At 45.7% G+C, this 22,112-nt stretch carries 20 protein-coding genes; 6 read left to right on the top strand and 14 right to left on the bottom strand.

The annotated features are described in order from the left end of the window. Positions 1-52: 52 nt before the first annotated feature. Positions 53-1,804, bottom strand: coding sequence for an ABC transporter ATP-binding protein (locus PPA03S_RS20250; protein ID WP_062325639.1), 1,752 nt, complete (start codon positions 1,802-1,804; stop codon positions 53-55). Between the two features lie 170 nt (positions 1,805-1,974). On the opposite strand from PPA03S_RS20250, the gene PPA03S_RS20245 reads away from it, so the two are divergent. From PPA03S_RS20245 to PPA03S_RS20235, 3 genes are all read left to right on the top strand, one after another. Continuing rightward, complete coding sequence (locus tag PPA03S_RS20245; RefSeq protein ID WP_062325794.1) at positions 1,975-3,393, top strand: ABC transporter permease; 1,419 nt, start codon at positions 1,975-1,977, stop codon at positions 3,391-3,393. 12 nt (positions 3,394-3,405) lie between these two features. Then, the gene (locus tag PPA03S_RS20240) at positions 3,406-4,920 is read left to right on the top strand and encodes an ABC transporter permease (protein WP_062325637.1); all 1,515 of its coding nucleotides are present in this window, start codon (positions 3,406-3,408) and stop codon (positions 4,918-4,920) included. 88 nt (positions 4,921-5,008) lie between these two features. After that, the gene (locus PPA03S_RS20235) at positions 5,009-6,835 is read left to right on the top strand and encodes an ABC transporter substrate-binding protein (protein WP_062325635.1); all 1,827 of its coding nucleotides are present in this window, start codon (positions 5,009-5,011) and stop codon (positions 6,833-6,835) included. Between the two features lie 78 nt (positions 6,836-6,913). On the opposite strand, the gene PPA03S_RS20230 is transcribed toward PPA03S_RS20235, so the two are convergent. Then, positions 6,914-7,408 (bottom strand): hypothetical protein, encoded by a 495-nt coding sequence (locus tag PPA03S_RS20230; protein WP_245683680.1) that lies wholly within the window; start codon positions 7,406-7,408, stop codon positions 6,914-6,916. A 183-nt stretch (positions 7,409-7,591) separates the two neighbouring features. On the opposite strand from PPA03S_RS20230, the gene PPA03S_RS20225 reads away from it, so the two are divergent. Continuing rightward, positions 7,592-7,792, top strand: coding sequence for a hypothetical protein (locus PPA03S_RS20225; protein ID WP_062325633.1), 201 nt, complete (start codon positions 7,592-7,594; stop codon positions 7,790-7,792). A gap of 146 nt (positions 7,793-7,938) precedes the next feature. Here PPA03S_RS20225 and PPA03S_RS20220 read toward each other — a convergent pair whose 3' ends face one another. From PPA03S_RS20220 to PPA03S_RS20185, 8 genes are all read right to left on the bottom strand, one after another. Next, entirely contained in the window at positions 7,939-8,643 is a 705-nt protein-coding gene (locus tag PPA03S_RS20220; protein ID WP_157284278.1) for an ankyrin repeat domain-containing protein, read from the bottom strand. A 13-nt stretch (positions 8,644-8,656) separates the two neighbouring features. Beyond that, the gene (locus PPA03S_RS20215; protein ID WP_062325631.1) at positions 8,657-10,162 is read right to left on the bottom strand and encodes an S-layer homology domain-containing protein; all 1,506 of its coding nucleotides are present in this window, start codon (positions 10,160-10,162) and stop codon (positions 8,657-8,659) included. Positions 10,163-10,281: 119 nt separating this feature from the next. Beyond that, on the bottom strand, positions 10,282-10,974 hold the full coding sequence (locus PPA03S_RS20210) for a response regulator transcription factor (RefSeq protein ID WP_062325629.1): 693 nt from the start codon (positions 10,972-10,974) through the stop codon (positions 10,282-10,284). Next, positions 10,946-12,451 (bottom strand): sensor histidine kinase, encoded by a 1,506-nt coding sequence (locus PPA03S_RS20205; protein WP_062325627.1) that lies wholly within the window; start codon positions 12,449-12,451, stop codon positions 10,946-10,948. The genes PPA03S_RS20210 and PPA03S_RS20205 overlap by 29 nt, the downstream gene beginning before the upstream one ends. Positions 12,452-12,699: 248 nt before the next feature. Next, positions 12,700-13,437 (bottom strand): cyclase family protein, encoded by a 738-nt coding sequence (locus tag PPA03S_RS20200; protein WP_062325788.1) that lies wholly within the window; start codon positions 13,435-13,437, stop codon positions 12,700-12,702. Between the two features lie 82 nt (positions 13,438-13,519). After that, a complete protein-coding gene (locus PPA03S_RS20195; RefSeq protein ID WP_062325626.1) occupies positions 13,520-14,149 on the bottom strand; it encodes a type 1 glutamine amidotransferase family protein in 630 nt (209 codons plus the stop codon). A gap of 113 nt (positions 14,150-14,262) precedes the next feature. Beyond that, a complete protein-coding gene (locus PPA03S_RS20190; protein WP_062325624.1) occupies positions 14,263-14,814 on the bottom strand; it encodes a GNAT family N-acetyltransferase in 552 nt (183 codons plus the stop codon). Between the two features lie 358 nt (positions 14,815-15,172). Then, positions 15,173-16,120: an NADP-dependent oxidoreductase gene (locus PPA03S_RS20185; RefSeq protein ID WP_326099690.1), complete on the bottom strand. Its 948-nt coding sequence runs from the start codon at positions 16,118-16,120 to the stop codon at positions 15,173-15,175. A gap of 66 nt (positions 16,121-16,186) precedes the next feature. Between PPA03S_RS20185 and PPA03S_RS20180 the strand changes: the two genes are divergently transcribed. Continuing rightward, complete coding sequence (locus tag PPA03S_RS20180; protein WP_062325623.1) at positions 16,187-17,059, top strand: PhzF family phenazine biosynthesis protein; 873 nt, start codon at positions 16,187-16,189, stop codon at positions 17,057-17,059. Between the two features lie 150 nt (positions 17,060-17,209). On the opposite strand, the gene PPA03S_RS20175 is transcribed toward PPA03S_RS20180, so the two are convergent. From PPA03S_RS20175 to PPA03S_RS20165, 3 genes are read right to left on the bottom strand one after another with little or no spacing between them, the layout of a single operon-like run. After that, entirely contained in the window at positions 17,210-18,415 is a 1,206-nt protein-coding gene (locus PPA03S_RS20175) for a cation:proton antiporter (RefSeq protein ID WP_062325621.1), read from the bottom strand. Positions 18,416-18,418: 3 nt separating this feature from the next. Further along, positions 18,419-18,925 carry a cation:proton antiporter regulatory subunit gene (locus PPA03S_RS20170; protein ID WP_062325619.1) on the bottom strand — a complete coding sequence of 169 codons (507 nt, stop codon included), beginning with the start codon at positions 18,923-18,925 and terminating at the stop codon, positions 18,419-18,421. Then, complete coding sequence (locus PPA03S_RS20165; protein WP_062325617.1) at positions 18,915-19,388, bottom strand: GreA/GreB family elongation factor; 474 nt, start codon at positions 19,386-19,388, stop codon at positions 18,915-18,917. The genes PPA03S_RS20170 and PPA03S_RS20165 overlap by 11 nt, the downstream gene beginning before the upstream one ends. Positions 19,389-19,778: 390 nt before the next feature. On the opposite strand from PPA03S_RS20165, the gene gdhA reads away from it, so the two are divergent. Beyond that, on the top strand, positions 19,779-21,164 hold the full coding sequence (gdhA, locus tag PPA03S_RS20160) for an NADP-specific glutamate dehydrogenase (RefSeq protein WP_411835288.1): 1,386 nt from the start codon (positions 19,779-19,781) through the stop codon (positions 21,162-21,164). Between the two features lie 184 nt (positions 21,165-21,348). Here gdhA and PPA03S_RS20155 read toward each other — a convergent pair whose 3' ends face one another. Beyond that, the gene (locus tag PPA03S_RS20155) at positions 21,349-21,888 is read right to left on the bottom strand and encodes an NADPH-dependent FMN reductase (protein ID WP_062325782.1); all 540 of its coding nucleotides are present in this window, start codon (positions 21,886-21,888) and stop codon (positions 21,349-21,351) included. Between the last annotated feature and the right edge of the window lie 224 nt (positions 21,889-22,112).

Genomic DNA, 22,112 nt, shown 5'->3' with positions numbered 1-22,112 from the left:
ATCCATAGATCACTGCCGGGGTTCTTTTGTTGAGTACAATGAATGTTTCACCTTATCCGGAAATGGCCACCCAATGCCCCTCTTTTACTTCCACCCATCGGGACTGTTCCAGATTATAGCGGTCTTCCACATCTAGTGTCTCTCTTGGCGCTTTGTTCAAATCATGACGTTTTTTCTTCGCTTCCACAGCCGGGTCCGGAACCGGAATGGCCGATAACAAGGCCTTTGTGTATGCATGCTGAGGGTTCGAATATAGCTCTTCACTTTCTGCTAACTCCACAATCTTCCCGTTATACATGACAGCTACACGATCACTGATATGTTTAACCATAGACAGGTCATGCGCGATGAACAGGTATGTCAGACCGAGTCGCTGCTGCAATTCTTCAAGCAGCTGTACGATCTGAGCCTGAATGGACACATCCAGCGCAGACAAAGGCTCGTCACATACAATAAATTCAGGTTCCACGGCCAGCGCACGAGCAATTCCAATCCGCTGCCGTTGTCCACCCGAAAATTCATGAGGATATCGCTGGGCATGAGCCGGATCAAGACCCACCATCTCCAGCAATTCCTCTACACGCTTTTCCCGTTCAATGGGGCTGCCGGCAAGATCGTGAATATCCAGGGCTTCCCCAATGATGTCCATGATTCTAAATTTGGGATTAAGCGAGGCATACGGATCCTGAAAAATAATCTGCATATGCCGCCTCATCGTTTTCATCTCTGAGGCAGAAAGGCGATTGAGCGGTACTCCCTTGAACAGTACATCCCCACCTGTAGGCTCATGCAATCGGAGAATGGCTCGACCTGTAGTTGATTTCCCACTGCCCGATTCGCCTACGACTCCCAGCGTCTCCCCCTGACGAATCTCGAAACTGATATCGTTCACCGCTTTTAAGGTGTTACCTTTACCCAGATTAAAATGTTGTCTGAGGGACTTCACTTCCAGTAAAGGCTGATCATCCTCCAAATCGCGTGGCACCAACGAAACGAGTTTCGGCTTTTTTTTCTCGTCTAATCGAGGCAATGCATTCAGCAGCCTGGACGTGTATGGATGCTTCGGATTAGCAAAAATCTCTGCTGTTGTGCCAGATTCCACAATCTGCCCGTCTTTCATGACCACAACCCGATCACACATGCCAGCCACCACTCCGAGATCATGGGTAATCAAAATAATGGAAGTGCCCAGCTGTGCCTGCATATCTTTCATCAAATTAAGGATTTGGGCCTGAATGGTAACATCGAGTGCAGTTGTAGGTTCATCCGCAATCAGCAATTCAGGACGGCAGGCGAGAGCTATGGCAATCATCACCCGCTGGCGCATGCCTCCAGAGAATTCATGCGGGTACTGATTGAAACGTATTTCACTCCGGGTGATACCAACGAGCTCCAGCATGGCAATCGCCTGCTTCTTCGCCTCCCCTCTGGAAAGCTTCTGATGTTTGATCAGACTTTCGGTGATCTGTTTTCCGATTTTCACGGTCGGATTAAGAGAGCTCATAGGGTCCTGAAAGATCATACCGATGTCACGGCCACGGATACTCTCCATTTCTTTTTGCGTTTTATGGACCAGATCGCCCCCTTTAAACAGGATCTCACCTTTTTTCATCTGTGAAGGAGGAGAGGCAAGCAGCCTCATAATGGAACGTGCCGTCACACTCTTCCCACTGCCGGATTCCCCTAAGATGCCAAGTGTTTCCCCTTTCCGCACTTCAAAACTGACTTCCTTCACCGCCTGAAATTCACTTTCTCCGGAATGAAAAGAAACGGATAACTCATTTACTTTCAACAAAGGTTGCATGTGATCACCAGCCCTCATCCATATTTTCACATGTGCTCTTATGTATGCTCTTCCATACCTTGACAATTGAATAGACTCTAAATAATATATACTATATCAATCGGAATAATGCAATTTAAAATGAGATGAAAGGAGGCTCGCATGGTTTGAATCTTGCAAAAGGCAGCAAAATGTCACAGCTTGTTTACACCTTAGGATTTATTTATGGCAAAATGCTGCTTCATCCCTCCTATCGATATGTTCTATTTATTCTCGGACTGCCCGTTAATCTGGTTGTGCTTCTGATCTGGCAATCTAGACGAAAAAGGGATGGCTGGGCCGTGGTTCAACAAGCTGTTGAGCGCGATATGCTCTCCACTTCTTACCGGGATAAACTTCGGACAGACGTTGAAGAACAGTTGAGGCGTAAACATCGTTTCTTTCGGCAGCAAGTTAGTGAGGCAGAGTTTAAGCGTCAGACGGAGGAGTGGCTGGAGGAATCCGTTCAGAAGGAGTTAAAGGAACGAACGTTCAGCAAGCTTCAGGAGCAGGGGAAACAGCGCCTGACGATGGCTGATACATTCCAATCGATGATTGATAAACCGTGGTTTCTTGCGATATCGGTTATTCCTGGCTGTCTGATGTACGCCATAATGTTTTTGTATGGAAATCCTTATCTGAAGTACATATTCGAAAGAATTCTGATGACGGTATTCGTCATTCTTGGCGTAGCTACACTTGTATTCACCATCTTGTACCTGTCTCCATTCAATCCGGCGGCCAACATTCTCGGAGAGACAGCGACACAGGAACAGATCGCAGCTTTTAACCATGTGTATGGCCTGGATCAGCCTTATCTTGTCCAGCTCTGGAACAATATCAAGGGCATAGCGCTATTTGATCTCGGCAAGTCTTTTTCAGGGAATGAAGATGTCACGGCTACGATCGCCAGAAAGTTTCCAATCACGTTAACACTGGCCGTTATCTCCTTGCTGCTTGCCCTAGTCATTGCGTTGCCAATCGGCATCATCTCGGCGATCAAGCCCAATTCACTATTTGATTACACGTTCATGTTTATTGCATTGATTGGATTATCGATTCCGAATTTCTGGCAAGGACTTATTTTCATCCTTAATTTTTCGATCAAGCTGCAGTGGCTTCCCGCTACCTTTAATCCACAGAACTGGCTATCTATTATAATGCCAACGATTGTTCTCGGAACGGGATTAACCGCTGCGGTGGCCCGTATGACCCGGTCTTCCACACTGGAAGTCATTCATGAGGATTACGTGATGACTGCTCGTGCCAAAGGATTAAGCGAACGACAGGTTCTGCTGAAACATGCTGTGCGTAATGCGCTAATTCCAATTGTGACGGTGGTTGGTTTGCAATTTGGAGGCATGCTGGGCGGGGCGGCAGTAACGGAGAAAGTGTTTAATATCAGCGGTCTTGGCAGCTACATTGTGGATAAACAATTTATACCCGATATTCCGAGTATTATGGGCGGAGTAGTTTACACGGCGATCACGATCTCCATTATTAATGTGGTGGTAGATCTTCTCTACGCTTTTATTGATCCGCGGGTTCGTTCCAAGATGAAACAATATTAAAGCAGGTGCACTATGACAAAATCGGGTTCACTTACACAAGAAATGCGTTTTCGACTTAAGTCTTCACAGGAGTACAGTCAGGCGAGCTTCGCCTGGGTCACTTCCCTTCTCTTGTCGGTATTACTGTTGTTCAACAGTTATGACTGGAGCCTTCAGGTGTTCAGACCATTTCTGCTGACTGCGCTGGGAATCTACCTATTTTTCACGCTGGTCCAAAGTGTGCTGACGCTCCGGATTCGAAGAGACCTGATTCAGCAGGAGACAATCTCTGTGCTGACTCGCAGACTCGCCTGGGTCCAGCTGTTGGGTATCGTTTCAGGCAATATCTTTATCGTGACGGCCGCTTTTCATCTGATCAAGAAAACAAAGAGCATTGAGTATACATTTGCGGTGTATATGCTGCTCACCCAGTTGTTCGTTATTGGGGTCTCGGCACTCAATATGTTTAAACCGTACGTTGCGGATACGTTTTTGCCAGCCATGGCTGTGCTCGTACTTATGCTTGTTATTGATTTGGTTGTACTGTTTATCGTATCCCGGTATACCTCAGCCTCGATCATCCCGCGCTGGATGCTGGGCGTGAGTACGATACTGATCCTGACATCGGTCACAGGGAATGCATTCGCACTGCTGTTGGGTATTTCCATCATTGGACGAATCCGCAGACAGGGTAAACAAAAATCAAACTTCTGGAATGATCTGTGGGAGCGTCTTGCTCCGAATGTCACGGCAATGTCCGGTTTGTTTTTTATCATTTTCCTGTTCTCGATATCGATTTGCAGCTTCTTTACTTTTGATTACAGCATGGCTGTAGAAAATAACTACTCGACCTTGCTTCAGTCCCCATCACTCGCCTATCCCTTGGGAACAGATGACTTTGGACGATGTTTATTTTCCCGAATTGTATTCGGAGCCCGTATATCGTTGATTGTGGGATTCATGTCCACTCTGATTCCGGTATTGATTGGGGGTATTCTGGGAGCATTCTCGGGATTCTACGGAAGACACACGGACAATATCATCATGCGACTGCTGGATATTCTCTACGCCATTCCGGGTATTCTGCTCGCCATCGCCGTCATTGCAGCGTTCGGGGCCAATACGGTCAATCTGATTCTGGCACTCAGCCTGGGCTCGATCCCCACTTATGCACGAACCATGAGGGCCAGTGTGCTCTATGTATCTACGTTTGAATTTGTTGAAGCTGCACGCGCACTGGGTTACAACAATCGGTCCATTATCTTCAAACATATTATTCCGAACTCGCTCGCACCCATGATTATCAAGTCTACACTCACGATCGGTGGGGCGGTCATTGCCACCAGCAGTTTAAGCTATCTGGGGCTAGGCGTGGAGCCACATATTCCCGAGTGGGGCAACATTCTCAAGCTGGGAAGCACGTATCTGGAAACCCATTCGTATCTGGCCATCTATCCAGGTCTGGCGATCATTCTGCTCGTACTCTCGTTCAACTTTCTGGGTGACGGACTGCGTGATGCGCTTGATCCGAAGCTGGAAAAGGTTTAACCGATTCTACAATACTAGATTAAGTGTAAAGTTATCGATTATATCCATTTGAATTCCATTGATTATGAACTTATCTGGAGGTATTTTCATGAAAAAACGTATGCTGATTACACTACTATTAATTCTTGTCCTTGTAGTCTCCGGTTGCAATGTGAAGACCAAAACGGAATCCCAGTCGGAAACTGCACCGTCAGATACAACAGAAAACACGCAAAACCAAAAACCGGTAGACATCGAATTATTAGCTCAGAGCTCCTCCGAAAATGACGTAAACATTATCCGGGATCAACTCACCAAGAATGGCTTCAATGTTAAACTGAACCTGCAGCCGGATTACGGCAGCTACAAATCCCAGCAGGATGCAGGCAATTATGACATTGCGCTGTCCAGTTGGACAACGGTAACCGGGAATCCGGATTATGCAGTTCGTTCACTCTTCAAAACAGGCGGAGATTACAGCATTCTGGCTGATGAGGAAATCGATAAACTTATTGACCAGGCCGCTACTCAGACTCCGGACGAATACAAGGATACGTACAAACAATTGGAGGACCGCTTGGTAACCGATCAAGCCTATATCGCTCCGCTGTACATTTCCCTGAAAAGTCAGGCTGTGAACAAAGACATTCTGAATGCAGACACCGTTCGCTTGTCTAAATCCCGCGCCATGGCATGGGAACCTATTGAATTCAAAGACAGCTCCAAAAATACAAAAGAACCATTAATTCTGACACAAAGCGCTTCCGTCCTGACTTCCCTTGACCCGATCAAAGGAAATGACGGTTCCATCAACCAATTGAACACCAACATGTATGTACGTCTCGTTAACCTGACAGATGACGATCAGCTCACAGCAGAGGGATCACTCTCCCACAATTTCAGCATTGCTGAGGGGAACTCGGAATATTATTTCATTCTCAGAGACGATATCAACTTTGCCAAGATTGATAATAAAAAAGCGGTAGATACGGGAGAACGTGTCGGTGCAGATGACGTTATCTTCTCTCTCGATCGGGCCAAAAACAAAGATTCTGTACCAGATCACCGGACATACAGCCTTCACGAACATATCAAGAAAGCCGAGTTGGTAACGGATCTGGGCGCATTGGAATCCATTCAGCAATCCAGTGGCAGCGGTACGGTTAAAGAAGCATTGGAAGAAGGGCTTGGCACCAAAATTTCCGAACTGGTCACGGACAAAAGCAAAGCCGATAATGCTGCCGGGAAGTATCAAGTTGTTAAACTCACAACTACGGAACCTTTCCCGCAAGTATTGAACTATCTGGCTCACCAATCTGCTGGCATTGTATCCAAAAAGCAGGTCGAGAGCATCAATACGTATGATGTAGCTTCGTTTGACGTGAATAAAGACATTCCTTACGGGGATCAGAATACCGTAACTGAAGGTACTGCGTACAACAACACCCTGTATGCCAGCGGCCCATATATTTTGGCATATAAAAATGATTATGAAGGTGTATTCTATCAGAATCCCGGCTACCGTAAAGGCTCTGAATATGCACCCAAGATTTCTCAGGTGAATGTTAGGTTCATCTCCGATGCCGACAGTGCGTTGTCTGCTCTTCGCAGCAGTGAAATCCACCTGTACTACGGAGTATCCGAAACCAAGTATGACATCATCAAAAATGACAGCAAATTGCAATTGCAGAGCATTCCGAGCAATGCGGTTTCCTATCTGTTGTTCAACACAGCCAATCGGGACGTTGCCAAGAGCAGTGACCTGAGAAAAGCCGTACTGTACTCCATCAATCAGGATGACATTTTGCAGTTCTACAAAAACAATAAACTTAAGGCGTACTCTACAGTAAGTCCACTCGTGCAGACCGGAAATGAATTGAAGTCCGATCCGGCAAAAGTGAAGGAATTCTTGAGCGCCTATCAGGCTTCCAGGTAACAATAATGATTAACGGCTGTCACCCGGGATCACTCCAAGATCCGGACGACAGCCGTTTATCTTTATAGAAAGAATAGATTATGATGAGCAGTCCGCCTGATACCTTCGCTGTACGCCAGGCAGCAGAGTCACGATCTGGATCCCCACTCCCCAAGCAAAATAGACCAGATGAATGACTGATACATGCTGTATCCAGTATACCTGTACCATAATCCAGATGATCAGAGCAAATCCCGTGTACAAGGAGAATGTCCATCCCCAGTATTGATTCGGGTAGAGATTCAGTTTTTCACCTATTTTCCAGTGAGTGCGACGAAGGAGTGAAATGGCAATGATCATCGGCATAACACCAAGAACCAACAATAGTATAATACCCGGGATCAAAAAACTGCCAAACGGGGAATGCTCCAACAATGAACCCGGCATATGGACGGAATTTCCCGATGGATCGATAATGAGTGCTCCTCCTCCAATGATCGCACCAATGGCAAGTAACGCCTGCATAATAATGAGCGCCCAAGACCTTCCCAATCCACTCTCACGCTTCATTCCACCACCATCACTAGTCCTCATCCCTCACCCTCCAGACATGTTATAGATTTACTGAAAGTTCTATTCCATTTTCACATATGGAGAAGACTGAATCCTGTGCTCTTTCTCACTAAAATCGACCCAAAAAATTCGATTATGGTAAAACTTGATAAAAGAACGTACGTTCGGTATAATGAAGTTATACTTAATGAGTGAGAGGCAGATATGGACGACAAATTTATTAAGGAACTACGCGAGATTAGTCGGGATGACAGACGAAGATCCGAATTCATGATTCAAGGCCTGAAGGAAACACTCCAGGAAAGAAAAGAAGAAGGTATGTTCAAGCGCTGGATTCGGCGTAAGAAGACAGAGAAGAAAATTTCACAACGATTCAATCAGGATCCCTCTTCGGATCAAAAGTAACCACATAAAAAGGAGGCGATATCCGCCTCCTTTATTATTTACATGAATGCCTATTCGTCTAACGTTGTATGGATCAGAATGCTTTTTCCTGTCCATATTCTCTCCTCTGGAGCAGGTAACCGGAATTACGCAAAATAAATGATGCTCTATTTCGCACCAGCCCGGACCAAAATCGCTTCGATTTCCTTGAAGCCTTTATTCTTAGCGTGAATAAGCGGTGATACACCATCACGATCTGAAAGGTTTACGTCTGCTCCATGATCAATAAGTAATTGAATCGTCTCCTGCTGACGTGTACTGCCATCGTTTAAAATGATCGCTTCCAACAGTGCTGTCCATCCCAACTGATTCACATGATCCACATTCACTGAAGTTTGAGTCAAAAGTTCCCGAACCACATCTACATATCCATGCTCCGAAGCAGGAATAAGTGCTGTCCCACCATATCGATTGGTTATCCCCGGGTCCGCTCCCGCGTCAATCGTCAGCTTCAAAATATCCAAATATCCTTCAGCACCAGCATACAAAAACGGGTTATTCTTCATATCATCCTGTACATTAACATCAGCACCCGCTTCAATCAACGTTCGGGCTGATGCCAGATCATTGTTGTATGTTGCAATCATCGTAGCCGTTCTTCCACTCTGATCCTGAGCATTGATATTGGCGCCCTCTTGAATCGATTTTTTAATACTTTCGGTGTTTCTTCCTTCAGCTGCCTTTAACAGAAGCTCATCCGGTGAAATCAATGACTTCTCCTCCACCCTCAAGTCGTTTCTCACTTCAGGCACGCAGCCTTGAACGACGAACATACTGCTTATTAGGATAATCATCATCAGCGACTTATTCATACTGCCTCCCTTACTACAGTGTCACGGTTACCGAAGAAGCGACACTCCAATCCCCAACTGGACTTATCGTATAGGTAGTGCCTGGGATCAACTTGCCGTCATTAACAAGGTCGAATACGCTCGTTGCACCTTTCCGGCTTGAATATTTATATGTCGCTGTCAGAACATTACCGTTAGGCGATGTTAATGTTACACTCCGACCGGAGAACAGTTCATCCCCAGGATCTTGAGCCAACGTAACTTCAATAGAGGTTTCACTTACAGCTTGAGCACTCGCAACCTCCAGCGGATCAAACGATCTCGCAGTGAATGAAGCGTTATTGATGTGCGCCCAGTCAGATGAAACGGTATAGGTAACACCAGATTGGAGTATTTGTCCTTCAGGCAAACGGAACTTCGGTTCTTGTTTGCCATCTGTCGATTGCGTGAACGGAACATATTTCGCAATAATAGGCTCGCCGCCTTCTGGTGTAATCACGACTTGTCTTGCCTGCATGGAGGAGATAATTTGATACGTTTTGCCACCTGCTTGTTCTTGGTCATTCAACACAAACGCATTAGCCCCTCGACCACCGCTGTATGCCGAAATGATATAACCGTAATCCACCACTCCGTTCTCTTGAAGCGCTTCAATCTCGAACGTATCATTCGTTATTTGACTGGCCGTTGTCATGTTTAATTTCGTGCCACTGCCTTCAAAGGAACCGGCATCTCGTCCTTTATAAGTGAGGCTGTATACTTCACCTGCATGTTGAACGGATGTTGGAACGATGTAGGTCGCGATGGACCCTGTTTTCAGACGGGGCATATTGGTTAACTTCAATCCACCACTGAATACGAAATCCGTCTGAGCCTTGGCAAATACTTCATCCGCTGCTGTCAGCGGCTTGTCGAACGTAACGATGAGGGTAATAGCATTCAGCGATCTAACACTCTGGATTTGTGCCTGCTCCGAAGGAATTGCCTGGCGGGCGGTTTGCAGCAGCACTGCTGTTTCACCGCGTGTGGTCGAATCGTTCTCGGAGTAGAATGTGCTCATCCAATGATGAATGGATTTCACGTCACGCTGCATCGCTTTGGATACGATTTGTTCGAGCTCTGCACCCGTCACTTGGCTTTGAGGATTGAACTGCCCGTTGCTCGCCTGCATGATATCAAGTTCCACGAGCTTTGATGCATAAGGTGCATACCACGCATTAGGATTAACGTCCGTTAATTCAACGCTTTCTCCTTTCTTCTCCTCCAGATTAAACGTTTTGAATACCAGTGATGCTAATTCCGCGCGGGTGATCGCTCTCTGTTCACCCATGGATTGATCGGCATAACCGTTCATGATTCCCAAGCTGTTCAGTTCCTTGATGGCAGCCGCGATCTGCGGGTTGGTAAGCTGTGTCGTCTTATCTGCAACGTTAGTAACGTATGTAGCTGCATGTACTTGATTAGCAGTTAGCGGGAATACTGCTGCACCTAATGCAGTTATGGTTAAAAATGTAGCTATTTTTCGGGTTGTAGGATTCATGTTTGAATTCCTCCTCTATAGGGTGAAGTTGCCTGTATCTATAGCTTAGAGGACAAAAAGAAACTCCAAAGGGCAAAAATATTAACAAATTATAAACTGAATCTAATTTTTCCCGAAACTTATACCGTGAACCGGTAACCCGCGCCCCAGACGGTTTCAATGTACTCCGGATTTTTGGGATCTGTCTCCAGCTTCCCACGCAGTTTGCGAATATGGACGGTAACCGTTGCAATATCTCCGCTGGAATCCATGCTCCAGATCCGCTCGAACAGATCGGATTTGCTGAATACCCGGTTGGGGTGACTCGCAAGAAATACAAGCAGATCGAATTCCTTCGTTGTAATCGCCACCTCTTCGCCATTAGCAAAAACGCGGCGCGCTCCCTTGTCGATATGAAGCCCGCGAATGTGGATTTCATCCTGCTCAGCTGGTTTGCTTTTGCCAAGCAGTCTCTCATAACGGGTCAAATGAGCCTTCGCTCTTGCAACCAACTCACTTGGGCTGAACGGTTTAGTAATAAAATCATCGACACCCAAATTAAAAGTCCTGATCTTATCGATCTCCTCCTTCCTTGCCGAGACAACAAGGATCGGCACCTCCTTCACCTCACGAATGCGCCTGCACAGTTCGAAGCCGTCCAGTCCCGGAAGCATCAGATCCACAATGATCAGATGGTAACTCCCCTCCAGAGCCAGCTTCAGCCCTTCATCTCCGGTATGACAGAGCTCCACAGAAAACCCGTTGAGTTCAAAATAGTCCCGTTCCAGTTCCGCAATCGTTGTTTCATCCTCGATGATCAAAATGTTCGTCATTACCCATTAGCTCCTCCGCTTCATTCAGCCGTTTCAGTTGAATATAAATGATCGTGCCTTGATTGGGTTTACTCTCCGCCCAGATGAAACCTCCGTGTCCATCGATGATTTGGCGGGCAATCGCCAGCCCCAATCCACTTCCGCCTGTAGAGGAATTGCGGGATTGCTCTGCCCGATAGAAACGTTCAAATATATGAGGCAGTGCTTCTTCCGGTACTCCTCTGCCATTATCCTTAAACGCTATCGTAGTCCATTCGTCATCTGCTTGAAGTGTAATGCCGAATCGTTTATGTTCATTCTCCATATATTTGAGTGCATTATCCACGACATTGACAACGGTGCGTTTTAATTTGTCCAGATCCACAGAAGCCATGACCGGACCAGATGTCCGGTTATCCCAATCCAAAGCCACACCTTTGTCCTCCAGATCGTATCTCAGCTCTTCAATACTGTCTTCCAGGAAATCGACGAGGTCAACCACCTTAAACAGAAAAGGTTCCTGATTCAAGTCGAGCTTTGAATACAGAAACAGTTCATCCACCAACTTGTCCATGCTAACTGCTTTGGCGTGAATGATATTGACGTATGTCTCCATTTTCTCCGGCGTATTGGCCACTCCATCACGAATCCCTTCAATATACCCTTTAATATTGGTAATCGGCGTGCGAAGGTCATGCGAAATGTTGGAGATGAGCTCTCTGCGGTTCGCCTCGTCTTGCTGTCTTAATTCATTCGAACGTTGCAATTGATTTCGCATACTCTCAAACGCTTCGCTGAGTTGACCAACCTCGTCATTGGATCTAAGCTCAAGCTTGAAGGACAAATTTCCATCCTTAATATGTTCGGCTGAACTCCGTAGTTGATTCAACGGCTTAATGAAGCTGCGTGTGATCCAGCGGAACAAGAGCAGGTTTGCAATGATCAGCACGCCGATAAGCAGAAGTGACATTACAGGCAGCAGCTTGCGGGTAAGTTCAGCAAAAGGACTTCTCTCACGAATGACAAAGATACTTCCGCGTTCTCCGTCGGAATAGTGAAAATCAAATTTGGCATACGCATAGAATCGCTCACTAATGTTAAAGGTACTCCGGATCTGATTATTATTAAGATCATAGGCAGGCAGTGCTTGCTTCAGTTCTGGCTGGTTGAAGGTCAGGGATTCGAAGATCTGGCTATTCTCCCGTCTGACGTAGAGCCCTGACTTCTCGGCTCGAAGCTTCATGTCGTACTCTCGTAGCAAAACCTTGTTCTGCAGCTCGTCCGGATCATTTTTGGCCAGAAACTTCATCTCCTGAAAGATCGTTTCTCCCTGTTCAGTGAGTGGGTTGACCTGATAATGTACTTTATAAATATCGCGAAAACTCTGTAGATCGCCTGTAGCCGCAATGGTATACAGACTTGCTGTAAGCAGGATGAACAGCAGACTTATGACGAGCATGCCCGTGAAGGACAGCAACATTTTTATTCGAATGGACATGGGGTTCCCCTTCTTCATCATGCTATTGGGTTAGTTAGTGCACATGTTAACACAAGATTGATCCAAATGCCCCTATTTCTCATTTTCTTATCAGCTCTGCCTGAACACAAGAAAAACCCAGGTCGTAAACACGGCCTGGGTTTCTCGAGAATCAGAGGACGAATACGCCTCCCTTGTTATGTACATATGCGATCATTCGGAAAGAACTTGTGTGAGTCAATTCCGATATACCTGTACTCAACTTTGTTTTACGGTAAAATGGCAAACGAGCGCACTGGAAAGCCTGACGCCTTTTCGGCCTTGGGTACGATATTGAAGATCACCGCACCTTTAGCGGGAACCTGATCCAGATTCGTTAACAGTTCTACCTGATATGTATCCTGGGCAAGGACATAATATTCTGCCAGAAGTGCCCCGTTCTTTTGATAATCCACGGCTGAATCGGTGTCAAAAGTCTCGTGGCCAATGGCTTTTATTTTTCTCTCCTCAAACAAAAACATAAGTGCACTGACCGACCATCCCGGTGTATGACTGTTGCCCTCAGCATCCTTGTTGTCGAATGCTTCATGACTGGGCCAGCGTTTGCTCCAATCGGTACGCAGGGCTACAAAGCTGCCTGCTTCGATAACACCATGCTCTTTCTCAAACTCAAGAATATGCTCAACATCCAGCGTAAAGTCCGGATTGCTCTCCACAGCCTCAGATTGATCAATGACAACAAGCGGCAGCACAAGTTCCTTCAACCCCAGTTCATCCAGATACCGTGTATCACGCACAAAGTGAATCGGCGCATCAAGATGTGTCCCATATTGACCGGGAAACCTGAAACTCTGGGCAAAGAAACCTTGATCGTGATTAAACAACGTATCGAATTGTGCTGCATCAAAAGCCGAGAAATGGGGAGATTTCGGGCCAAACGTATGGGTCAGATCCACCCACTTCTTTTCTTTTAATAATTGAATCGCTTGAATGAGCTCATTGGACATCCGAATCACCTCATACATAGAATGGAATAAATTCCTCCTATTATATCTTATTCCACTCCATGCGAAAATATCGAAATGTCATCTATTGGATAGAATTCATTAACTCCAAGAAGTATTTCGGTTCATGAGTCTGATACAGATTGAACCATGCATCCAAAGTCTCCGTTGTAAATACATCTAGCACCTTCAATACATGCATCGCAAATTCCAACGGAGCTATGCCTGATGCAGTAACTAAATTATCATCCGTTACGACAGGTACCATTTCATAATATTTTTCTCCAATGTAATGAGGACATATCATTTTCAAGTATTCCAGATCATTGCTTGTATGCCTTCTGGAGTCCAGCAATCCCACCCTCGCAAGTCCAACGGTTGCACCACATATTGCCGCAACAACATGACCTTTTTCCAAAGATATCGAAGCTTTTTTCAAAATAGGCTCGTGAATGGATTCCATCCAAGTATTTCCCCCTGGAAGAATCAACACATCCGTACTTTCCAACTTACACTCATCCACTGAAATGCGAGGTAGTATTTCCAATCCCCCCATAGTAGTTACTGGACTTTTATCAACACCCACGGCAACCACCTCTATCGGCGCCAGTTCTTTCTTAAAATACCTCCCCGAGTTTAGTTCAGCAATTAAATAACCTGCCTCCCAGTCTGACATCGTATCAAATACATAAAGATAGGCTTTTTTTGTATGCATAGTGCACTCTCCTTCTATAATGAGTTAATCGAACTACCCTATTATAAAAAAACTTTACTGACATCTTCCGTCAGTAAAGTTTTTAAACTTGATAATAATCAATTAGCTCATTCTCATATCTTCATTTTCGAGTATTCACTTTTAGTCATACCATAGAGATATTCATCGTAATGCTGTCCATTAGTGAATACCATATTTCTGAGTTTCCCTTCTTGGACAAATCCAAGACGCTCATGAAGTTCTAGTGAACCTTCATTAAAAACATAAACATGTGCGGTAACTTTCTGATAGCGTAATTCCTCAAAGTAATATCGCAACAATATTTTAATAGCTTCTGAAGCATAACCATTGCGCCAGAATTCTCTGAAGATAGCAACACCGTACGTAAAAGTTCCATTTCGGGTATCACAGTTATTCGAACTTATACTTCCCACTAATACTGCATCTAAAGTCTCGACCGCGAGCATAATTTTATCCCCATCAGGACCACGGGATGCCTGGTATTCAGCCCAAGCCTTTGTACCCTCTTCCGATCTTGGGAAATTTATTACATCGCAAAGTCTAGCACAGTCAGAATCAGAATCATTATTGTGGAACTTATCCCAATCAGTTGGGAGAATTGCACGTAATCTTACTTTATGACCTGTCCAAATATTATTTTTCATTTTAGATCCTCCTAAGGTTTATTTACTCTTACCTCACTCATATCTGAATTAAGGCGGAGATCTGGCCTTGGGATCTAAGTCTTCAAAGACTACATCGTTCTCATTCCTTTCAACACTTAAGACGTATCATTTGACTTCTGCGTTATTAAACTATACATAGGACTGGAAAAAGCTCATTATCCAGTATATACCGTAATATTCCATTCCTTCAAATTATATTATTCCTGTGCTCTCTTTTCTGCATAAAAAATACACCTCCTAAAATATCAACGGGTCCCCATCTGGGTATGTCCAATGTCAATTTTAGGAGATGTACGTTAGAGCAAATTCTACTTAAACATTCAGCGGTAATCCTGATCTACTCTACTCGAATGACCAGTTTTCCGCGTGTATGATGGGTTTCGCTTTTTTCATGCGCTTCACGCAGCCCTTGTTCACTCAAGGGGTATGTCTCATCAATGATGGGTCTCAGTTTACCCTCAGCAGCCAGCTCAGCCAACTGATCGAGTTGGTCTCCTTTGGGTTCCATCATGAATACATTGGCCGTTACACCTGCTTCCTTGGCAAGCGATTCATCCGGTTGTTCCACAAGGGATACCAGATGCCCACCGGCTTTTAATACCTTGAAGCTATCACGCTGAATGTCGCCACCCATCGTATCCAGCACGACATCATACCCGGAGAGAATCTCCGAGAAGTCTTCTTTTTTATAGTTGATAAAATGATCTACACCCAACGAACGAAGCAATTCCTCATTCGATTCACTTGCGGTAGAAGCCACTTCAGCACCTAGATATTTGGCAATCTGGATCGCATACGTTCCTACACCGCCCGCTCCTGCGTGAATGAGAACTTTCTGACCTTTGGCGAGTCGCCCATGATCAACAAGTGCCTGCCAGGCCGTCATGGCTGCTAGTGGTATGGCAGCTGCTTCCTCGAAGCTCAGATTCTCCGGAATACGAGCGATGATATCTGCATCTACAGCCACATACTCTGCATAAGTCCCAAAATGACGTGGACGGGCAAATACGCGATCTCCCTCTCTGAACCGCGTGACATTGGGGCCAGCTTCAGTCACCGTCCCGGCAACATCACCGCCCAATATCAAGGGAAAAGAATCTGCCGCCTCCTTCATGTGACCTTGTCTGACTTTAAAATCTACTGGGTTCACAGAAGTGGCATGAATCCGGATCAGCACCTGATTCACTCCACATGCTGGCTTGGTCATTTCCTTTTCCTTCAATTGTTCCGCTCCACCGAATTTTTCGATCACAATTGCTTTCACTAGAGATCCCAGCCTTTCCATTGGATTATCGTTGTGCTTTCCTTCTTCATTACCCTTCCCGGAGGTTCACTTGACCTCTATTCTTGAATTCGCTGCTGGTTTGGGTTCCCAATCCTGTTCAGGAGACTTGGGGGAAACCCCGCAGGAGTTGTTTTACAAGCAGAACACTTATCCGACTCCCAAATGCAGGAGATTGCCAGACAGGTCGGATTTTCAGAAACCGCATTTGTTATGCCATCGGATCAGGCTGATTTCAAAGTTCGTTACTTCACCCCCAGTGATGAAGTGGATCTATGTGGGCATGCAACGATTGCTTTATTTTATTTAATGAAAGCGCAGCATCTCGTTGAGGTAGGTATCTACACACTGGAGACCCTGGCCGGAATCCTTGAAGTGGTTGTCGAGGCAAGTGGTGAAATCTATCTGTCTCAGACGTTGCCGAAGTTTGGGAAGATTGTGGACCGACAGCAGATTGCCCATTCGTTGCATATTCCTTTACATGATTTACACGCCGAATTACCTGTACAGATCGTGTCTACCGGATTGCGCGATATCTTGATTGCGGTTAACCATGTTGATGTTCTGGCCAAAATCGTTCCTGACTTTCAGCTTATCGCCGAAATATGCAAGGCTCATCAGGTCATAGGTTATCATGTGTTTGCACTCGAATCAGATGCTAAGGTCGCTCTGGCAGAATGCCGGAATTTTGCTCCCCTTTACGATATCCCGGAAGAGAGCGCAACAGGTACATCTAACGGTGCTTTACTCTGTTATTTACATAAATACAACCAACTTTCAGATCCTCACGATACAACCTATACGATTAAACAAGGATACACCATGAACCGCCCCTCGGAGATCCGAGCGAGATTAACGCTGGGCATTTCCAATGAAACTACAAAGATTCAAGTGGGCGGAGTCGCGGTTCATATAGAGAACATTCGTATCCAACTTTCATGAATTCCCCGGTACAATAAACGCCACACCAAGGAGAGACTTACTACTCCAAGCAGTGTGGCGTGTACAGTTCATCAGTGATTAGGAATTCAATATGTGTTTGCATCCGTGTGCTATACTACGCTGTAAAAACGTGGCAAACAGATGCACAATTCATCCCGTCTCTTTTCCTCGCAATCGATTCCTCAAGCGAATATATTGCCCATAGATCCATGGGGATTCTTTCGTCAGGATAGGCCCGAGTACGGCCAGAATCAACACATACAATACGGCAAAAGACTGAATGGACGCCATCAGCCCACCTGCCTTACCAATGTTCGCCATAATGATGGAGAATTCCCCCCTGGAAACGAGCGTGAAGCCCACATTGAGAGAAGCCTTTGGTGTCATCCCGGCCAATCGGCCCGCAATCATTCCCGCACCATAGTTGCTGGCAATGGTGAGAATAACAGCAATGAAGGTCATTCCAACCGCACCGCCCAGGGTCGAGGGTTCAATGGTCAGGCCAAAGCTGAAAAAGAAAATGGCGCCAAAAAAATCTTTGAATGGCATGATTTGATGCTCAATTCGGCTGACATGTCTGGATTCCCCCAGTACAAGCCCCATCATCAAAGCTCCGATTGCCTCGGCAACATGCAGCGTTTCCGAGAAACCCGCCACCAGAAAGAGCAGTGTCATGACGGTAAGCAGAAACAACTCCGATGACTTGATGTTGAGCCCCTTGTCAATATACTTGATGCATTTCCTGCCAATAATCAGAAACAGTACAATAAACAGCAGCGCTGACAAGGATACGAGCAGGACGCTAACGAATGAAGTAGCTCCACTTAGCACAAGTCCCGTCAGGATCGAAATATGAATGGCAATGAACAAGTCATCAAACATGATCATCCCCATAATAATCTCTGTCTCCGGGTTCGCCGTGCGCTTCAGATCCACGAGTACTTTAGCCACAATGGCTGTGGAGGAACTCGTCATAATTCCGCAGACAACCAGCGTTTCTTTGAGTGGTAATTCCATAAACCATCCCAGCAGCAGACCGGAAGCAAAGTTAAGGCCAACATAGAACATGCCTCCGGTCAGAATGGCTTTGCCAGACTTCATCAGGCGGGAGACCGAAAATTCCAGCCCCAGATAAAAGAGTAAAAACAAAATACCCAGCCTGCCCATAAATTCAATAAATGACGAGCTTTCGATAAAACGCAAATCCACAATACCGATCTGTGGTGCATGCGGTCCAACGGCCATACCGATCAGAATATAAAAAGGAATGACCGAAAATCGTAATCGTGCAGATATAAGCCCCGTAAGTGTAATCAGCGCAACGGCAATTCCCACTTCGAATATGAGCATATCCATAGGCTAAAGCCTTCCATCTGACAACAACCGTTTTAACAGTCTGATCTGGTCCCGTTCTCCAGCGACAACAACGGTGGCTCCCGCGGTAAACGAATAATCCGGACCCGGATTAAACTGCTTCGTCCTGTTCTTCTCCACCACAGCCAGAATGACCGCACCTGTCGCCTGGCGAATATTCAACTCTCCGATCGTTCTGCCTATACTCTCTGAATGCGGCTCAATGCGGAGCCATTCAATTAACAACCCTTCCAGCATGACCTCACGCTCATCCTGAAATGTTGGTTTGTATGTCATGCCGCCGACAATAGCTGCAACTGCACGTGCCTCATCATCATCCAAGGTGACCAGAGACACCATATCCCCCAGTTCCTCAGGTGTATCCCCTGATTCCATATGGAACAGATCACGCCGCTCATCATTATGGATCACGATGACCAAATGCTCACCACTGCGTGTATGCAACCAATATTTGCGCCCAATCCCCGGTAAATCCGTCTCTTTAAAGTGCATGATCCGAACCCCCAGTTGGCATCCGGTTCAAGGATTCATTGTTCAAAGCAATATCCGTAATACGTACTCGCATAGAGCCGGCTGGTATATTAATCGACCTCACTTCTCCCTTGTGACCAAGCAGTAGTTGCCGACCTACAGGGGAAAGGAAAGAAATACATCCCGCATCAGGATCCGCGTCATCCGGCATAACAATCGTGAACGAATCGGATGTGTGGAAGTCAACGTATTCAAAACGAATCAGACTGCCAATCAGTACCACAGAGTCCAGATTTTCATCCGTTCCGAGGAGCAGTTGCTCCACACATGCCGTATAAGTCGCAAGCAACCGCTCCATCTGGGAACGTTCCGGATCACGCACGTCAAAATAGGCGTCGAGAAATGTTCTTTTCTCTTCACCCAATATAATCAGCTGGTTCACCAGCTTTTCTCTGCAGTTTTGGCGAGTAGACCTATGGTTCATAATAGATCTCACCTCCTATATAAGCCCTGTTCTCCATGTTGATTCGCATGTTTTTCTTCATCATGTTGTACTCCTCCTTCATATAGATAAAAAAACCACGGATACCGAGGTCTTACTACCATCTTACCAAAACAAATTTTTTAATCCAGTCTATTCGTCTAACTTCAAGTTATATAGCTATAAATAATCACTCCCATACATCTTAATCCTCTAACCTTTACATCTTATGACAGATCCATAGAACATTTTAATAACGTCATAAAAAACATTTTATGGATTTTTATCTCGTATTTTTATTTGGTTTCATGTATATTTAACTACAAACTTTTATTCAATTTATACAAACAGGTAATCAAAGACTTTAACACAATAAAGGAGTGCATCGAAAAAGTGTCTACGATAACGACTAAAACTACAGAAGCAACTCAGGGAACTGCAGCACAATATGTTCATTCTGTCTACGAATCGGTTATTGCCAGAAATCCTCAGGAAAATGAATTCCATCAGGCTGTCAAAGAGATTCTGGATTCACTCATTCCTGTTATTGAAACGCATCCAAAATATATGGAGAACGGCTTGCTTGAACAGCTTGTTGAACCTGAACGTGTCATTACATTCCGTGTACCTTGGGTAGATGATCAGGGCAAGGTGCAGGTAAACCGTGGGTTCCGGGTCCAGTTCAACAGTGCCATTGGGCCATACAAAGGCGGACTTCGTTTTCATCCTTCCGTTTACTCGGGAATCGTTAAGTTCCTGGGATTCGAGCAAATTTTCAAAAATGCACTCACTGGCCTGCCCATCGGCGGTGGTAAAGGTGGCTCCGACTTCGATCCAAAAGGAAAATCCGATCTGGAAGTCATGCGTTTCACCCAAAGCTTCATGACGGAGCTGTACAAATATATCGGTTCCGATGCGGACGTACCTGCCGGCGATATCGGTGTAGGTGCACGCGAAATCGGTTACATGTTCGGACAGTATAAACGCATCAGCGGCGGGCATGAAGCTGGCGTACTCACAGGTAAAGGTCTGCTGTATGGAGGAAGTCTTGCACGTAAAGAAGCGACCGGATTTGGATGTGTGTACTTTGTGAAAGAGATGCTTGCCTCCAAAGGCCTAAGCTTCAAGGACAGCACAGTGGTTGTCTCCGGTTCCGGAAATGTATCCATTTATGCTATTCAGAAGGCTCAGGAACTCGGTGCCCATGTTGTGGCATGCAGTGACTCTGGAGGTTACATCTACGATCCTCAAGGAATCAATCTGGATACCGTGAAAAGATTAAAAGAGGTTGATCGTCTGCGGATCAGCCAATATGTTAAAGAGCATCCGCATGCCGTTTATACCGAAGGCTGTGAAGGCATCTGGTCTATCCCTTGTGATATCGCGCTGCCTTGTGCTACGCAAAATGAAATTGATGAACAGTCTGCTGCATTGCTCGTGCAAGGCGGAGTTAAAGCCATCGGTGAAGGAGCGAATATGCCTTCCACGCTGGCTGCGATTGACCTTTTCCATAAGGAAGGCGTTCTGTTTGGACCAGCCAAAGCAGCTAACGCTGGTGGAGTAGCCGTGTCCGCACTTGAAATGTCACAGAACAGCATGCGGTTGTCCTGGTCATTTGAAGAAGTGGACGCCAAGCTGCATGACATTATGTCGAACATCTACAACAGCTGTGTTCAGGCAGCGGATGAATATGGCTGTGCAGGAAACCTGGTAGCCGGAGCAAACATCGCTGGGTTCCTGAAGGTGGCAGACGCCATGCTTGCGCAAGGTATCGTCTGATTTTGAATTTTTGCCATCCCTTTTGAAGAAAATAATGAATGCTGTACAACACTTTGATCATGATCATAAAGGGCAGTTCTCCCCATGGAGAGCTGTCCTTTTGCTACTTTTACACATGCAGAACCGCGGCATACGGGCTAACCCAAAAAGCCGCCAAAATGGCGGCTCCTAACGACAATATGGCTTATGAACGAATGGTCTTCAACGCGCCGCTCCAGGACAACACTTGATCCAGCATGCCGTTAAGATTGGTCAAGTGCAGATCAGCCGGTTTGAAGGTGCCATTTTCGAAATCGGTAAACAGTGACAGTGCCGGATGAACACGAACATCAGCAACCGACAGTTCACCGAGAATGCCACGCAGATGTTCTGCAGCACGTGCACCACCTACCGAGCCGTAGCTGACAATACCTGCAGCTTTGTTGTTCCATGCCTCCCGGGCATAATCCAGCGCATTTTTCAGCGAAGCAGAGATGCTGTGGTTATATTCCTGTACAATAAATACGAATCCGTCCAGGCTTGCCAGCTTCGTATTCCATGCAGTTGCCTGCTCCGTTGCGTCTGCTTCTCCCAAGAGCGGCAGCTTGTAATCGGCTATATCCACAATTTCGTAGTTGGCGTCTCCGCGCGCATCTGCAATCTGTTTCACCCATTCTCCGACCTGCGGACTCAACCGACCTTCCCGTGTGCTCCCAAGAATAATCCCAATGTTCAGTTTAGACATCTTTTGTTCCTCCTCATGTGTGTTGTTATTTGTTTTTCCGAATAACTTATCCATAAATCCCATATTTACACCATCCTGCATCCGTGTGGTTTAATTGATTTGCTAATATTGATAATAAGTAAATAAGTTTATTTAGTCAAGTAACTTACATAAAGTTCGTTAATATTTTTTTGAATTATATCTATCATACCAATGTGGCTTCACATTTATGCTACGTATTTAGA

The sequence above is a fragment of the Paenibacillus pabuli NBRC 13638 genome (assembly GCF_001514495.1).
Taxonomy (GTDB): domain Bacteria; phylum Bacillota; class Bacilli; order Paenibacillales; family Paenibacillaceae; genus Paenibacillus; species Paenibacillus pabuli.
The sequence above is the reverse complement of the archived record's forward strand: the minus strand, read 5'-3'. Positions and strand labels throughout refer to the sequence as shown.

What these genes read in the sequence shown, in the direction of transcription:
- PPA03S_RS20250 (WP_062325639.1), bottom strand. Translation starts at nt 1,804, where the DNA reads ATGCAACCTTTGTTGAAAGTAAATGAGTTATCCGTTTCTTTTCATTCC.
- PPA03S_RS20245 (WP_062325794.1), top strand. Translation starts at nt 1,975, where the DNA reads ATGTCACAGCTTGTTTACACCTTAGGATTTATTTATGGCAAAATGCTG.
- PPA03S_RS20240 (WP_062325637.1), top strand. Translation starts at nt 3,406, where the DNA reads ATGACAAAATCGGGTTCACTTACACAAGAAATGCGTTTTCGACTTAAG.
- PPA03S_RS20235 (WP_062325635.1), top strand. Translation starts at nt 5,009, where the DNA reads ATGAAAAAACGTATGCTGATTACACTACTATTAATTCTTGTCCTTGTA.
- PPA03S_RS20230 (WP_245683680.1), bottom strand. Translation starts at nt 7,408, where the DNA reads ATGAGGACTAGTGATGGTGGTGGAATGAAGCGTGAGAGTGGATTGGGA.
- PPA03S_RS20225 (WP_062325633.1), top strand. Translation starts at nt 7,592, where the DNA reads ATGGACGACAAATTTATTAAGGAACTACGCGAGATTAGTCGGGATGAC.
- PPA03S_RS20220 (WP_157284278.1), bottom strand. Translation starts at nt 8,643, where the DNA reads ATGAATAAGTCGCTGATGATGATTATCCTAATAAGCAGTATGTTCGTC.
- PPA03S_RS20215 (WP_062325631.1), bottom strand. Translation starts at nt 10,162, where the DNA reads ATGAATCCTACAACCCGAAAAATAGCTACATTTTTAACCATAACTGCA.
- PPA03S_RS20210 (WP_062325629.1), bottom strand. Translation starts at nt 10,974, where the DNA reads ATGACGAACATTTTGATCATCGAGGATGAAACAACGATTGCGGAACTG.
- PPA03S_RS20205 (WP_062325627.1), bottom strand. Translation starts at nt 12,451, where the DNA reads ATGTCCATTCGAATAAAAATGTTGCTGTCCTTCACGGGCATGCTCGTC.
- PPA03S_RS20200 (WP_062325788.1), bottom strand. Translation starts at nt 13,437, where the DNA reads ATGTCCAATGAGCTCATTCAAGCGATTCAATTATTAAAAGAAAAGAAG.
- PPA03S_RS20195 (WP_062325626.1), bottom strand. Translation starts at nt 14,149, where the DNA reads ATGCATACAAAAAAAGCCTATCTTTATGTATTTGATACGATGTCAGAC.
- PPA03S_RS20190 (WP_062325624.1), bottom strand. Translation starts at nt 14,814, where the DNA reads ATGAAAAATAATATTTGGACAGGTCATAAAGTAAGATTACGTGCAATT.
- PPA03S_RS20185 (WP_326099690.1), bottom strand. Translation starts at nt 16,120, where the DNA reads ATGGAAAGGCTGGGATCTCTAGTGAAAGCAATTGTGATCGAAAAATTC.
- PPA03S_RS20175 (WP_062325621.1), bottom strand. Translation starts at nt 18,415, where the DNA reads ATGGATATGCTCATATTCGAAGTGGGAATTGCCGTTGCGCTGATTACA.
- PPA03S_RS20170 (WP_062325619.1), bottom strand. Translation starts at nt 18,925, where the DNA reads ATGCACTTTAAAGAGACGGATTTACCGGGGATTGGGCGCAAATATTGG.
- PPA03S_RS20165 (WP_062325617.1), bottom strand. Translation starts at nt 19,388, where the DNA reads ATGAACCATAGGTCTACTCGCCAAAACTGCAGAGAAAAGCTGGTGAAC.
- PPA03S_RS20155 (WP_062325782.1), bottom strand. Translation starts at nt 21,888, where the DNA reads ATGTCTAAACTGAACATTGGGATTATTCTTGGGAGCACACGGGAAGGT.